Source organism: Streptomyces sp. NPDC006207 (assembly GCF_040613835.1).
Classification (GTDB): domain Bacteria; phylum Actinomycetota; class Actinomycetes; order Streptomycetales; family Streptomycetaceae; genus Actinacidiphila.
This window is the reverse complement of the sequence record NZ_JBEXSX010000015.1, coordinates 16,147-29,653: the sequence shown is the minus strand read 5'-3', so window position 1 is coordinate 29,653 and position 13,507 is coordinate 16,147. Positions and strand designations below refer to the sequence as shown.

At 73.5% G+C, this 13,507-nt stretch carries 12 protein-coding genes; 6 read left to right on the top strand and 6 right to left on the bottom strand.

From position 1 onward, the window contains the following. Positions 1–14: 14 nt before the first annotated feature. A complete protein-coding gene (gene ku, locus ABZ312_RS14620; protein WP_500322258.1) occupies positions 15–914 on the top strand; it encodes a non-homologous end joining protein Ku in 900 nt (299 codons plus the stop codon). Positions 915–921: 7 nt separating this feature from the next. Here the strand turns inward: ku and ABZ312_RS14615 are convergent, their stop codons facing one another. Beyond that, complete coding sequence (locus ABZ312_RS14615; RefSeq protein WP_500437758.1) at positions 922–4,269, bottom strand: ATP-binding protein; 3,348 nt, start codon at positions 4,267–4,269, stop codon at positions 922–924. A 192-nt stretch (positions 4,270–4,461) separates the two neighbouring features. Next, entirely contained in the window at positions 4,462–4,980 is a 519-nt protein-coding gene (locus ABZ312_RS14610; RefSeq protein ID WP_500322256.1) for a hypothetical protein, read from the bottom strand. A gap of 268 nt (positions 4,981–5,248) precedes the next feature. Between ABZ312_RS14610 and ABZ312_RS14605 the strand changes: the two genes are divergently transcribed. Next, positions 5,249–6,040 (top strand): site-2 protease family protein, encoded by a 792-nt coding sequence (locus ABZ312_RS14605; protein WP_500322255.1) that lies wholly within the window; start codon positions 5,249–5,251, stop codon positions 6,038–6,040. Here ABZ312_RS14605 and ABZ312_RS14600 read toward each other — a convergent pair. After that, positions 6,030–6,224 carry a hypothetical protein gene (locus ABZ312_RS14600; protein WP_499511543.1) on the bottom strand — a complete coding sequence of 65 codons (195 nt, stop codon included), beginning with the start codon at positions 6,222–6,224 and terminating at the stop codon, positions 6,030–6,032. The genes ABZ312_RS14605 and ABZ312_RS14600 overlap by 11 nt on opposite strands. A 62-nt stretch (positions 6,225–6,286) precedes the next feature. Next, entirely contained in the window at positions 6,287–7,003 is a 717-nt protein-coding gene (gene npdG, locus ABZ312_RS14595; RefSeq protein ID WP_500322253.1) for an NADPH-dependent F420 reductase, read from the bottom strand. A 276-nt stretch (positions 7,004–7,279) separates the two neighbouring features. Here npdG and ABZ312_RS14590 point away from each other — a divergent pair, with 276 nt between their 5' ends. The 4 genes from ABZ312_RS14590 to ABZ312_RS14575 all read left to right on the top strand — a co-directional run bounded on the left by ABZ312_RS14590 (position 7,280) and on the right by ABZ312_RS14575 (position 10,951). After that, positions 7,280–7,963 (top strand): FadR/GntR family transcriptional regulator, encoded by a 684-nt coding sequence (locus ABZ312_RS14590; RefSeq protein ID WP_500322252.1) that lies wholly within the window; start codon positions 7,280–7,282, stop codon positions 7,961–7,963. 65 nt (positions 7,964–8,028) lie between these two features. Continuing rightward, a complete protein-coding gene (locus ABZ312_RS14585; protein ID WP_500322250.1) occupies positions 8,029–8,622 on the top strand; it encodes a hypothetical protein in 594 nt (197 codons plus the stop codon). Between the two features lie 10 nt (positions 8,623–8,632). Further along, positions 8,633–9,592: a dihydrodipicolinate synthase family protein gene (locus tag ABZ312_RS14580; RefSeq protein ID WP_500358020.1), complete on the top strand. Its 960-nt coding sequence runs from the start codon at positions 8,633–8,635 to the stop codon at positions 9,590–9,592. Positions 9,593–9,676: 84 nt separating this feature from the next. Next, the gene (locus tag ABZ312_RS14575; RefSeq protein WP_500358022.1) at positions 9,677–10,951 is read left to right on the top strand and encodes an MFS transporter; all 1,275 of its coding nucleotides are present in this window, start codon (positions 9,677–9,679) and stop codon (positions 10,949–10,951) included. A 21-nt stretch (positions 10,952–10,972) separates the two neighbouring features. Here ABZ312_RS14575 and ABZ312_RS14570 read toward each other — a convergent pair whose 3' ends face one another. Both ABZ312_RS14570 and ABZ312_RS14565 read right to left on the bottom strand, forming a co-directional pair. Then, positions 10,973–12,670 carry a carbohydrate binding domain-containing protein gene (locus tag ABZ312_RS14570; protein ID WP_500358024.1) on the bottom strand — a complete coding sequence of 566 codons (1,698 nt, stop codon included), beginning with the start codon at positions 12,668–12,670 and terminating at the stop codon, positions 10,973–10,975. 170 nt (positions 12,671–12,840) lie between these two features. After that, the gene (locus tag ABZ312_RS14565; protein ID WP_500437756.1) at positions 12,841–13,491 is read right to left on the bottom strand and encodes an SCO2207 family protein; all 651 of its coding nucleotides are present in this window, start codon (positions 13,489–13,491) and stop codon (positions 12,841–12,843) included. Between the last annotated feature and the right edge of the window lie 16 nt (positions 13,492–13,507).

Genomic DNA, 13,507 nt, shown 5'->3' with positions numbered 1-13,507 from the left:
AAAGTATGCGATCCATGTGGAAAGGTGCGATCGGCTTCGGGCTGGTCTCCATTCCGGTCAAGCTCTACGCGGCCACCGAGGAGCACGGCGTCTCCCTGCACCAGGTGCACGCCGAGGACGGCGGCCGCATCCGCATGAAGCGGTACTGCGAGAAGGAGGGCAAGGAGGTCCCCTACGCGGAGATCGCCAAGGGGTACGAGGACGAGACCGGCCGCACGGTGGTGCTCACCGACGAGGACCTGGCCGCCCTCCCCCTGCCCAGCAAGAAGCTGATCGACGTGCTCGCCTTCGTCGACGCCGACGAGATCGACCCGCTGTCCCTGTCGCGGGCCTACTACGTCGGCGCGGAGACCGCCGCCGCCAAGCCGTACGTCCTGCTCCGCGAGGCCCTGAGCAGCAGCGGCAAGGCCGCCGTCACCAAGATCGCGCTGCGCACCCGCGAGTCCTTGGCGCTGCTGCGCGTCCACCAGGACGTGCTGGTCCTGCACACGATGTACTGGCCCGACGAGCTCCGCGCCGCGGAGGGGCTGGCGCCGCCGGAGAAGGTCACCGTGCGGCCGCAGGAGCTGAAGATGGCGCAGAGCCTGATGGACACCCTTTCCGAGGACTTCGACCTGGAGTCGATGCACGACGAGTACCAGCACGCGCTGGACGAGCTCGTCGCCGCCCGGCTGGAGGGCGAACCCGTCCCCGAGATGGCCGAGGTCGCCGCCGCCCCCGACAACGTGGTGGACCTGATGGCCGCGCTCCAGGCCAGCATCGACGCCCGCGGCGGGGAGAAGGCCGGAGCGAAGAAGACCGCCTCCGGCAAGGCCCCGGCGAAGAAGGCGGCCGCCGGGAAGGCCCCCGCGAAGAAGGCGGCGGCCAAGAAGACCGCGGCGAAGAAGACGACGCCCCGCAAGAAGGCGGGTTGAGGACGCGTCAGACGGGCTCGCGCAGCAGCTCGACCGCCTCGGGGAAGGTGAGCCCCCGGCCCTCGCGGTAGGCCGCCGCGAAGTCCTCCTCGCCCAGGTGCCCGCGCAGCCGCACCGCGTCCTCGTCCATGCTCGTCCGCTCCCACGGGGTGCAGGCGGTCTGCCGCAGCGCGTCGTGCGCGCCCAGCACCACCGCGGCGCGGCGCGCGGGGCCGCGGACGTCGTCGCCGCTGCGCAGCCCGGCGATCCCGGTGAAGAGCGCGACGCCCGGCGGGAAGAGCAGCACGCCCATGCGCGGCCCGATGACCGGGCTGAGCGGATGCCCCTCCATGTAGGCGACGGACTCCGCGAGATGGCGCAGCCCCCCGTACGGGTCGCCCGCCATGCCGGTGAGCCAGCCGCGGATGGCGGCGAGCAGTCCGACGATGAACGAGGGCATGCCGCGCGGCGGGTCGGCCTGCATGGCGTCGAGCAGCGCGAAGGCCTCGTCCAGTTCACCGCGCCGGGCGAGCAGGGCGATGAGCAGCACCCTGCCGTAGTAGCCCGCGTCGTCGCCCACCGGCCGGAAGGACGCGGCCTCGGCGACTCCCGCGCGGATCAGCCGTTCCCCCTCCTCCAGGTCGCCGGCGTTGGCGAGGGCGTCGCCGAGGCGGACCATCATGATCGGCACGTGCTGGTACGCGCCGAGCTTGCGGGCGAGTTCGATGGCCAGGCGGCAGCTGTCCGCGGCACGCGCCCAGTCGCCGGCGTTGGCGCTCGCCTCGGCCTCCGCCGCCAGCGCCTCGGCCATGCCCCAGTCGTCGCCGACCCGGCCGAACAGCTCCCTGGCCTCGCGGATGTCGTCCATGGAGGCGTCGAGCCGGCCCTCCACGTCGTTCATCACCTTGGCGCGGAACTGCAGCGCGAACGCCAGCTCCCACACCCGGCCGTGCAGCCGGCAGCTCTCCACCGTGCCGTCGATGAGCTCGGGCATGCGGTCGAAGCGACCGGTCAGCATCGCGCCGAGCACGCGGAACAGCCCGGGACGCATGCTGGCCTGCGGCAGCTCCGGCGGGTAGGCCTCGATGATCGCCTCGCCCAGCCCGACCAGCCTCGGATCGTTCCACACGTCGTGCTCGCCCATGTACGCCAGCACCTCGCCGGTGCGCACCCAGCGCCGCGCCTCGGTGAGTTGCCGCGGCGTCATCGGCAGCGGGTCCTCCAGCGGCCCGCGGTCCAGCGGCGGGAGCCGCAGCGGCTCGGCGAAGGCGTCCACCGGGCTCATCGCGGCCACCACGGCCGGCCAGTGGCCGATCTCGCTGCGGTAGTTGCGCATCTCCCAGAACCAGCTGCAGGCCAGCACCAGGCAGAGCGCCTCCTGCTCGTCCCCGGTGTCCACCGCCCGGCGGATCGCCGCCCGCAGGTTCTCGTGCTGGCGCTCCAGCCGGTCCAGCCAGAGCAGTTGGCGCGGCCCGCGCAGCTCGGGGTCGGCGGTGCGCACGTACTCGCGGAAGTACGTGGTGTGGCGGCGCCCCACGGTGTCGCGCTCACCGGCCTCGTCGAGGCGTTCGGCCGCGTACTCGCCGATCGTCTCCAGCATCCGGTAGCGCGCGCCGTCCTCGGCGAGGTCGGCGACGACCAGCGACTTGTCGACGAGCGAGGCCAGGACGGAGGCGACGTCACGGGCGTCCACGTCGCCGCCGTCCTCGCCGCACACCGCCTCGGCGGCGGCCAGGTCCCAGCCGCCGGCGAACACGGCGAAGCGTCGCAGCACGGTCCGTTCGGCCTCGCTGAGCAGGCCCCAGCTCCAGTCGACGACCGCGCGCAGCGTCTGCTGCCGGGGCAGCACGGTGCGGCTGCCCGCGGTGAGGATGCGGAAGCGGTCGTCGAGCCGGTCCGCGAGCTGGCGGGGCGTCATCATCCGGAGCCGGGCCGCGGCCAGTTCGATGGCGAGCGGCAGTCCGTCGAGCCTGCGGCACAGCTCCGCGCAGGCCTCCGGGTCCTCGTCCGGGGTGAAGCCGGGGCGGGCCGCCGCGCCACGGTCGGCGAGCAGCCGCAGGGCGGGGGTCTGCGGCAGCGGGTCCAGCGGCCGGATCAGCTCGCCGGGCACGCCGAGCGGTTCGCGGCTGGTGGCCAGCACCGCCACACCGGGGCAGTGCGCGAGCAGCCGCTCCGCGAGCTCCGCGGCGGCGCCGATCACGTGCTCGCAGTTGTCCAGGACCAGCAGCATGCGGCGCTCCGCGCAGTACTCGGTGAGCTGCAGCAGCGGGTCCTTGGCCGCGGCCCCCTTCGCCTCTGCGGCCAGCGCCGCCTCGGTCGCCGAGGCCGCGTGCAGCAGCGTCTCGCGCAGGCCCAGCGCGTTCACCACGGCGACGGCCACGGTGCGCGGGTCCTCCACGGGAGCCAGTTCCGCGAACCAGACGCCGTCCGGCCAGCGCCCGGCGACCAGGTCGCCGGCCTCCTGCGACAGGCGGGTCTTGCCGGTGCCGCCGGGGCCCGTGACGGTGACCAGCCGCGCTACCGCCAGATCCGCGGCGATCGCGGACAGGTCCGCCTCGCGGCCGACGAAACTGGTCAGCCGGGCCCGCGCGTTGCCGAGCCGCGCCGGGCTCCCTGAGGGCGGCGCCGATGCGGCGTCCCTGGCGGGGGCGGGGACGGAAGGATTCAGCAGCTCGGCGTGGAGGGCGCGCAGCTCCGGGCCCGGATCGGTGCCCAGCGTGTCGGCGAGCTCGCGCCGCACCTCCTCGTACGCCACCAGCGCGTCGGCGCCCCGGCCCGCCTCGCGCAGCGCACGCAGCCGCAGCACCTGCACCGCCTCGTTCAGCGGATGGGCCACCGCCAGCTCCACCGCCTCCGGCAGCACCTGCTCGGCGCGGCCGAGCGCCACCTCGGCGGTGATCCGCAGCCGCCGGGCGTCCAGCCGCAACGCGTCGTAGCGGGGCGCGACGGACCCACGGTCCGGAAGGTCGGCGAGCACCGGGCCGCGCCACAGCGCCAACGCGGAGTCCAGCGCCTCGGCGGCCTTGGCGGCGTCGCCGTCGGCGAGCGCCCGGCCGCCGTCCTCCACGAGCCGCTCGAAGCGGTACAGGTCCACGGCGTCCGGCGCGGCGACCAGGCGGTAGCCGCCGTCCACCGAGCCCACGGCCTCATGACCCACGGCCCGGCGCAACCGGGCGACCAGGGCCTGCAACGCCCCGGTCGCGTCGGCGGGTGGTTCGCCCTCCCACACCTCGTCGATCAGCGCCTCGGTGGTCCGCACCCGCCCGGGGCGCAGCGCCAGCGCGGCGAGCAGCGCCCTCAGCCGCGTACCGGCCAGCGGCACGACGGTGCCGTCGCCGCGGTGAGCCTGGGTCGTCCCGAGAATGCCGTAACGCACGCCCCCATTCTGTCCGAGCGGCGACCGAGTCCGCCCCCCGGGTTGTGATTGCGGCCCGTTGTCGTGTGCGGGTTGTTTGCGCCTGCGGGCGGCTGCGCCGGGCTGCCCGGCGGTTGTGTGCGGCTTGGTTGCGCCTGCGGCGGGGGAGAAACCCCAACCGCAACCACAACGGCGCCGCAGACGAAGAACCGGTCACATACCTTCGCACGCGTCCGCCCGGAACTCCCCCATCGACGTCGTGGCGTTGCCATCCCCGTCGGTGCCCGGCTCCCCCATGCCCTTGAACCAGCGGACCTGACCGGGCTCGAGCCCGGCGAACTGTGCCGCCGTGAACCTCACGTGCGCCGTCGACCAAGAGGCGTCCCGGGTCCAGCCGTACAGGCTGTACGTACGGTGCGGTGGGAAGGGGGCGGACGCCGGCACCTCTGCGCTCCAGCCCCTGCCGCCGCTCTCCAGCGACCACACCGTGAACCCCGTGGCCGGCTTGCCGCGGCTCCACCTGCCGAGGCGAGCCGAGGCGTCATCCGCGTCGGAGTCGTACAGCGTGGCCCCGTCGATGTGGTCGTGGCAGACCACTATCACACCCAACGGCCTGCCGTCCTCGCTCACGGCGATACCGGTGGTACCCGCCACCGGCACGGTGCACCCGGTCAGCGTGCCGCACACGGCGATGCCGAGCAGCGCCGGCACGGCGAACCTCTTCCACGTCATGGCTCCCCCGTCCTGACCCCGTCCTCGGGCCCCCCGGCCCCGGACGACTTCAGGGTGCGCCCACCGTGACCCCAGCGGCGACGGAGCGGGTGCGATCGATGACGTATCGCAACGCGGTCGCGACCCGGGCGTCGCCGACGGGCCGCAGGAACGTCCGGCGTCGCCGGGGCGTTATCCCGCCGTGGGTGTGCCCGGCGGCGGCCGGATGGCATGATCGGGCGGCCAGCACCACGACCGATGCCGCACCGCCTCCGCAGGAGCCCGCACGATGACCACCGCAGCAACCCGCAGTGAACGGCAGATCAGCCCGATCTTCCTGGGCCTGGCCGCGATCATGGCCGTGTCGGGCTGGGCGGTGTGGACGGACTTCTCCACCAGCACCGGCTTCGCCGTGTTCCTGTTCGTCGTGTCCGGCTGGATCGTCTCCCTGTGCCTGCACGAGTACGCGCACGCCCGTACCGCGCTGCACGGCGGCGACATCTCGATAGGGGCCAAGGGCTACCTGACCCTGAACCCGCTGAAGTACACGCACGCGCTGCTGAGCATCGTGCTGCCGGTGATCTTCGTGATCCTGGGTGGCATCGGCCTGCCCGGCGGCGCCGTCTTCATCGAGCGGGGCAGGATCCGCGGCCGCTGGAAGCACAGCCTCATCTCGGCCGCGGGCCCGCTGACCAACGTGCTGTTCGCGATCGCCCTGATGCTGCCCTTCACCTTCGGCGTCGTCTCTCTGGACCAGGCCCACGCGCCCTTCGCGTCCGCGCTGGCGTTCCTGGCGATGCTGCAGGTCACGGCGGCGATCCTGAACCTGCTGCCGGTGCCGGGCCTGGACGGCTACGGCGTGATCGAGCCCTGGCTGTCGTACCGGACGCGGCGCCAGCTGGAGCCGTTCGGGCAGTTCGGACTGCTGGCCGTCTTCGGTGTGCTGTGGATCCCCGAGGTCAACTCCGCGTTCTTCGGCTTCGTCGACTCGGTGATGGCGCTCTTCGGGATCCCGGACTGGCTGTCGAGCCTGGGCTACGCCTTCTTCCAGTTCTGGAAGGGCGACCCGTTCAGCCAGTGATCCGCTGCTCGGCGGACTCCCGCTCGGCCTTCGCCTTGCGCAGGTAGTACCAGCACATGTTGCTGGTGAGACCCGCGATCAGGATCCAGAAGACACCGAGCCAGCTGCCCTCCACGAAGGACACGACGGCGGCGGCCACGGCGAGCGCGCACAGGACGAGCGCGTAGAGGGCGAGGCGGGGCATGGGGGGCGGCTCCTGTCGGGTCGGTCGCGAACCCGCCCATTGTCCCCCATGCCCCCGCGGGCCTAGACGTCGGTCAGGCGCAGACCGGCGTGGGCCTTGTAGCGGCGGTTGACCGAGATCAGGTTGGCGACCAGCGCCTCCACCTGGTGCGCGTTCCGCAGCCGGCCGGCGAAGACGCCGCGGATGCCGGGGATGCGCGCGGCCAGGGCCTGGACCAGGTCGGTGTCGGCACGGCTGTCGCCCAGCACGAGGACGTCGGTGTCGATCGAGTCGATCTCCGGGTCCTCGAGGGTCACCGCGGACAGGTGGTGGAAGGCGGCGGTGACGCGGGACTCCGGCAGCAGCGCGGCGGCCTGCTCGGCGGCGCTGCCCTCCTCCGGCTTCAGGGCGTAGGCGCCCTGCTTGTCGAAGCCCAGCGGGTTGACGCAGTCGACGACGAGCTTGCCGGCGAGTTCGCCGCGCAGCGCCTGGAGGGTCTCGCCGTGGCCCTCCCACGGCACGGCGACGATGACGACGTCGCTGCGGCGGGCGGTCTCCGCGTTGTCGGCGCCCTGCACCCCGAGGCCGAGCCGGTCGGCCGTGGCCTGGGCGCGGTCCGCGGCGCGCGAGCCGATGACCACCTGCTGGCCGGCCTTGGCGAGCCGGTACGCCAGGCCGCGGCCCTGGGGGCCGGTGCCGCCGAGGACGCCGACGACGAGGCCGGACACGTCCGGCAGCTCCCAGGGGTCCTTCGCCGGGGCCTTGGGGGCGGGGGTCTCATTGCCACTGTCAACAGTCATACCGCGATCCTGCCAGGTGGGGGCGGTGCATGGCCCGCGCAGGCGTTGTGACGCGTCCCGCTCCGCCCCGCGTCGCGGCCGCTCCGCGGTGCGTGAGAGCCCCCGTACACGCCGGTATTGGCTCGGGGGACGACGGATGTGAGGTATGACATCGGTGTTGCCTCCCGATGCGCGGCCGCGGGGTGGACGCTGGACGTCCCTTGTCCCGTGCGGGCCGCACGGGACAGCTGACGGAACGTCAAAAGTGCACGACAGCACAGGGAAAGGCGGCCGCCCGTGACCAGAACCGTCGGCAGGAGCCGCGGCCCGAGGCTCCAGGACCGCATCATCGAGCTGATCCACGAGCAGCGGCTCGCCCCCGGCGCCACCCTGCCGACCGAGCCGCAGTTGATGGACCTGCTCGGTGCGAGCCGCAACAGCGTGCGCGAGGCGGTGCGCGCGCTGCAGGCGCTCGGCATCGTGGAGATCCGGCACGGCACGGGGACGTTCGTCGGAGAGGCGCCGCTGCGGGTGCTGATGCCCTCGCTCACCTTCCACCTGCGGTCCCGGGTGCGCGCCCTCGCCGACCTCGTCGCGGTGCGCGAGCTGCTCGAGGTCGGCCTGATAGGCGAGGTCGCCGGGACGATACCGGCGCAGCGGCTGGACGAACTCGACGCGCTCGCCGGCCGGATGGTCGACGACCCCGACGCGGACCGGGCCTTCCACGCGCTGCTCTACGCCTCCTGCGGCAACGAGCTCGTGCTGCAGCTCGTCGACCTGTTCCGGAGCGCCTACCACGAGGTCGGCGCCGCCCTGGCGCCCGCCGACGACCCGGTCGAGCGCGTCGTCGCCAACCACCGCGCCGTCGTCGGCGCGCTGCGCACCGGGGACGCGGGCGCGGCCAGGGCCGCCATGCGGCGGCACTTCACGGACGTACGGGAGCGGGTGTCCAGGGCCCTGCCCGCGGGCGGCGCGGACTGACCCGTTCGGGTGAGCACGGCGCGAAGCGGGGCCGGGCCGGTGCGTGGTCCGCGAGGATGCGGTGCATGGATGCCGTACGGGTCGAGGTCGTCCGTGAACTGCTGTCCGGGAGCGAGTGGCCGGAGCTGACCCGGTCCTTCGCCGGCTCCCTGCGCGGGTCCGTCCGCCGGGGGCCCGCGGGCGGGCTGCTGCTGGTCGGCAGCGGGGAGTACGAGCCCTGGCACATGGCGGCCCATCTGGACGACGAGGCCGCCTGGAGCGGGCTGCCGGAGCTGTCGCCGACGCTGGTGCGGCACCGCGTGCCGCCGGGCGCGCCTGCGCACCTCGCGGTCGGGACGGCCCGCCTGGAGGCGGCGCGCAGGGGCGAGACGGTGCTGGTGGTCACCCCCGAGCGGGCCGAGGCCGGGCTGCTGGAGCGCGTGGAGGACGCGCGGCGCTCCGGCGCGACGGTGCTGGCGATGGACGCGGGCGACCCGGAGCTGCGCGGGCTGGCGCACGAGGCGCTGACCGTGCCGCCGGAGCCCTCCGAGGTCGGCATGGACGTGCTGCAGCACCTGGTCAGCGCGGCGGCCGGACGCCGGGTGCGGCTGCGGGACCGGCTGCCCCGACTCGCGCGGCTCGCCGAGCAGTTGGTGTCGCCACCGCCCGCGAGCTGGTAGGAAGCGGTCCATGACCGCAACCGGGACCGATCCGCTCCGCCCGCTGCGCGGGGTCGTACCACCTCTGTGCACCCCGCTCACGGAGACGGGAGACGTGGACACCGAGGGCCTGCGCGCCCTGGTCGGGCATGTGCTCTCCGCCGGAGTGCACGGGGTCTTCGCCCTGGGGTCCAGCGGCGAGACGGCCTTCCTCACCGACGCCCAGCGGCGCACCGCGCTCACCGCGGTCGTGGAGGCCGTCGGGGGCCGGGTGCCCGTGCTCGCCGGCGTCGTCGACATGACCACCCGGCGTGTCCTGGAGCACGCGCGGGCCGCCGTCGCTGCGGGCGCCGACGCCCTGGTGGCGACCGCGCCCTTCTACGCGGCGACGCATCCGGTGGAGATCGCCGACCACTTCCGGCGGGTGCGGGACGGGGCGGGCGGGCTGCCCCTGTTCGCGTACGACATCCCCTCGGCGGTGCACACCAAGCTGCCCGCCGCGACCGTGCTGGCCCTCGCGGAGGAGGGCACCCTGGCCGGCCTGAAGGACAGCAGCGGCGCCGACGGCCCCATGCGCCGACTGCTCACCGAGTTGCGCCGCCGCGGCCTGGACTCCCACTTCGCGCTGCTCACCGGGTCCGAACTCGCGGTGGACGGCGCCCTCCTGGCGGGCGCGCACGGCGTCGTCCCCGGCCTCGGCAACGTGGATCCGCACGGCTACGTACGGCTCCACGCGCACGCCGTCGCGGGACGCTGGCGCGAGGCCGCGGCGGAGCAGGACCGGCTCGCGCGGCTCTACGCCATCGTGGACGCGGGGGCGGACTCCGCCGCGATGGGCGCGAGTTCCTCGGCGCTGGGTGCCTTCAAGGCGGCGCTGCGGCTGCGCGGCGTCATCGGCTGCGCGGCCACGGCGCCCCCGCAGGTCCCGCTGGACGACACCGCCGTCGCGGTGGTCCGGCAGCGGCTGGCGGCCGCGGGGCTGATGCGCTGACCGGGCCGCCGGTGCCCCGCCCGTGCCCGGCGGAGGGAGAAACCCGGTTGCGCCGGGAGGCCAGCGCGCGGAGCATGCGTCCTCGTGTCCAGACTCCTTCCCGACCTCGCACCGTGGCGGACCTCGCGCGACTTCCGCCTGATGTGGTGCGCGGGCCTGATCACGACCTTCGGCAGCTTCCTGACCTTCGTGGCCGTCCCGGTCCAGGTCAAGGAGCTGACCGGCTCCACCCTCGCGGTCGGCGCCCTCGGCGCCGTCGAACTGGTGCCGCTCATCGTCTGCGGCCTCTACGGCGGGGCGCTCGCGGACGCCCTGGACCGGCGCAAGCTCATCCTGTGGACGGAGGCGGCCCTCGGGGTGCTGTCGGCCGTGCTGCTGGTCAACGCCCTGCTGCCGCGGCCGGTGCTCTGGCCGTTGTACGTGGTCGCCGCGCTGACCAGCGCGCTGGGCGGGCTCCAGCGGCCGGCCCTGGACGCGATCGTGCAGCGCATCGTCCCGCACGGGCAACTGACCGCCGCCGCCTCGCTGAACGCGCTGCGCTGGCAGATCGGCGCGATCGCGGCGCCCTCCCTGGCGGGTGTGCTGATCGCGTACGCGGGCCTGCGGTGGGCGTACGCCGTCGACGCCCTCACCTTCGCCCTCTCGGTCGTCCTCGGCCTCGGGCTGCGGCCCTCACCGCCCTCGCACGACGCGAAGCGCCCCTCGCTGCGCTCGATCGCGGAGGGGGCGCGCTACGCCTGGAGCCGTAAGGAACTGCTGGGCACCTACGTGGTGGACATCGCGGCGACCGGTCTGGCGTTCCCGATCGCCGTGTTCCCCTTCATGGCGGACGACCTGGGCGCGCCCTGGTCGCTGGGCCTGATGTACGCGGCCCTGCCGGCGGGTGCGCTGCTGATGAGCCTCACCGGCGGCTGGTCCTCCCGGGTGCACCGGCACGGGCGGGCGATCGTGCTGGCCGCGGCGGGCTTCGGTCTGTGCATGGCGGCGGCGGGCTGGTCCCGCAACGTATGGCTGGTGCTGGCCTTCCTGGCGCTGGCGGGTGCGTTCGACATGGTCAGCGGGGTGTTCCGGGCCACGATCTGGAACCAGACCATCCCCGACGCGCTGCGCGGCCGGCTGGCCGGCATCGAACTGCTCTCCTTCACCATCGGCCCCCAGTTCGGCCAGGTGCGGGCCGGCGGCTCGGCGGCGCTGCTGGGCCTGCGCACCTCGGTGTGGACCGGCGGGCTGGCGTGCGTGGCGGCGGTCGGGGCGCTGGCCGCCTGCCTGCCGACGCTGATGGCGTACGACGCCCGGACCAACGAGCACGCCGTGGACATGCGGAAGGCGGCGGAGGACACGGTGTCCTCCGCCGCCTGACCCGTGGGGGGCGGGGTCCGATCAGCCGGTGAAGCCGGCGGTGATCGAGGTGAACTGCCAGGTGCTCTGGCTGATGCCGGAGCAGTTGCTGGTCACGCCGCCGCCGGGGCACGGGCGGTCCCGGTTGACGGCCCAGTAGGCGAGCCGGGCGATCTGGTGGGAGTTGGCCCAGTCCCGGATCTGGGTCCAGATGGCCGGGGTGGTGTTCTCCTGCTGGTCGCTCAGCCCGTTCATGCCGGAGATGCCGAGGTGGGCGTAGGCGGTGGCATCGTCCCAGCCGAAGGTGGACTTCAGCTTGGCCTTCAGGCCCTCGGCGGCGTTCACGGTGTTGCCGTACATGTCGGCGCCGCCGCCGAAGTCGAACGGCATGATCGTGAAGACGTCGATGTTGGCGCCGAGCGCGTTGGCCCGCTCGACGAGGCGGTTGCCCCAGTAACTCGGGCCTGTCGTCGACGTGCCGAAGGTGACGATCGTCCGGATGCCGGGGTTGTTCTGCTTGACGATCTTGAGCGCGTTCAGGACGCGGTCCTGGACGACCTCGCTCTCGAACTCGTCGGTGTTCTCGATGTCGACGTCGATCGCCTTGAGGGCGTAGGCGTCGATCACCTTCTGGTACGCGCCGGCGAGCGCCTCGGGCGTGGAGCAGTTGGGGCCGAGCTTGTTGCCGCTCCAGCCGCCGATGGACGGGACGATGTCGCCGCCCGCGGCGCGGATCGCGTTGATGGTGGACTGGTCGGTGCCGCCGGTCAGCGGCCGGGAGCCGTCCCAGGCGGGGTTGCAGCCGCCGGAGGAGAGGATGAAGGCCATCGTGAACCACTTGATGCCGGTGGCGCTCATCACCGTGGACGGGCTCGGCGGGTCGCCCCAGCCGAGGTAGAGGTAGGGCGCGGCCTGCTTGAAGCCGGTGCCCCCGCCACCGCCCGCGTTGGTGGTGACGGTCACGGCGTTGGAGGCGGCCGAGGTGTTGCCCGCGGCGTCGCGCGCCTTGACGGTGAAGGTGTACGAGGTGCTCGCGGCCAGGCCGGTGACGGTGGCGGAGGTGCCGGTCACGGTGGTGGCCAGTGTGCTGCCGCGGTAGACGTCGTAGCTGGTGACGCCGGTGTTGTCGGTGGCGGCGTTCCACGACAGCGAGACGCTGGAGGAGGTCTTGCCGGTGGAGGTCAGGCCGCTGGGCGCGGTGGGCGCCTGGGTGTCACCGCCGCCCCCGCCGCCGGGGCCGTCGAGGCTGATGTCGTCGGCGTTGTAGGTGCCCTGCGCGTACCAGCCGTGCACGTAGATCTGGACGCTGGTCTGCGAGGCGCCGGTGGTGAAGGGGACGGTCAGCTGGGTGTAGGAGGCGGCGGACGGGGTCCAGGTGGACGCGCCGCCGGTCACCCCGAGGTAGACGTACGCGCCGCGCACCCAACCGGTCAGCGAGTACGCGGTGTTGGGCTGTACGGAGACGGTCTGGGTGCACTGGGCGGTGTCGCTGCTGCTGACGGCGCCGGCGAGTGCCTTGGTGCCGCTGTGCACGGGGCTGCCGACGACCGATCCGCCGGAGCAGGACCAGCCGGAGAGGCTGCCGCTCTCGAAGCCCGGGTTGGCGACGAGGTTGGCGGCGTGGGCGGTGCCGGGCAGGGCGATCAGACTGCCCGCGGCGGCGAGGAAGGCGGCGGTGACGCCGGCCAGGATGCGGGATCTGCGCGATCCGGTACGGGGGACATGACGACGGAAGAGCACGTGACCTCCCAGTGGGGGGCGGCGGGGGGCTGCGCTGTGCGAGTGGTCTGGACCGTTGGTCTGGACCTGTCACGCGGATTGAAGCGAAGTGTCGTGCTCCCGTCAAGAGGTCCGGACCACTGCCGCTTCCTGGTACGGCAGTGGCCCGGACCGGCCGCGGGGTCCCCCGGTCAGCCGACGCGTTCGATGCGCGCCTTCCTGATCAGGAACTTGCCGGGCTCCCGGACCTGTTCGAAGGCCGCGTTGTTCAGCAGCGCACAACTCCCCGAGGTCGAGGTCACCGACACCGTGGTCGACTTGTTGTTGTCCAGGTTGGTCACCTTGAGCTTGGTGCCCAGCGGGAACTGGTTGCTGGAGGCGGCGGGCGCGCCGCTCTCGCCGGAGAGGGTGACCGTCGAGCCCGCGCAGACGACCTGGCCGACGGCGCCGCCGGCCGGCGGCGTGGCCTGACCCTGGTTCTGGCCCTGGTTCTGCCCCTGGTTCTGGCCCTGCTGGTTCTGGCCCTGACCCTTTCCGGCCGGGGCGGCGGGCGCCGCGGGCGCCGCCTGCGCGGCACCGCATCCGGAGGCCTCCCGCTGCACGTTGATCTGCTTGATCACCGCCTCGCGGTTGGCGATCCGGGCCGCCGACTGGGAGTCGGGATTGGCGCGTTGGGCCGCGATGAAGCTCTCGTTGTTGCGCAGCGCCTGGTCGAGCCCGTCGCACACCACCGAGGCATGACCCATGCTCATGGTCACCACGGCGAAGCCGCCGGCCAGGGTGGCCGCGCCGGTCATGAGCGCGATCTTCTGCTTGGTGCTCATCGTGCGTTTCCTGGACATGGGGGCCCCTTTCCTC

Coding starts and splice junctions, on each gene's coding strand:
- ku (WP_500322258.1), top strand. CDS start 15: ATGTGGAAAGGTGCGATCGGCTTCGGGCTGGTCTCCATTCCGGTCAAG.
- ABZ312_RS14610 (WP_500322256.1), bottom strand. CDS start 4,980: ATGACGTGGAAGAGGTTCGCCGTGCCGGCGCTGCTCGGCATCGCCGTG.
- ABZ312_RS14605 (WP_500322255.1), top strand. CDS start 5,249: ATGACCACCGCAGCAACCCGCAGTGAACGGCAGATCAGCCCGATCTTC.
- ABZ312_RS14600 (WP_499511543.1), bottom strand. CDS start 6,224: ATGCCCCGCCTCGCCCTCTACGCGCTCGTCCTGTGCGCGCTCGCCGTG.
- npdG (WP_500322253.1), bottom strand. CDS start 7,003: ATGACTGTTGACAGTGGCAATGAGACCCCCGCCCCCAAGGCCCCGGCG.
- ABZ312_RS14585 (WP_500322250.1), top strand. CDS start 8,029: ATGGATGCCGTACGGGTCGAGGTCGTCCGTGAACTGCTGTCCGGGAGC.
- ABZ312_RS14580 (WP_500358020.1), top strand. CDS start 8,633: ATGACCGCAACCGGGACCGATCCGCTCCGCCCGCTGCGCGGGGTCGTA.
- ABZ312_RS14565 (WP_500437756.1), bottom strand. CDS start 13,491: ATGTCCAGGAAACGCACGATGAGCACCAAGCAGAAGATCGCGCTCATG.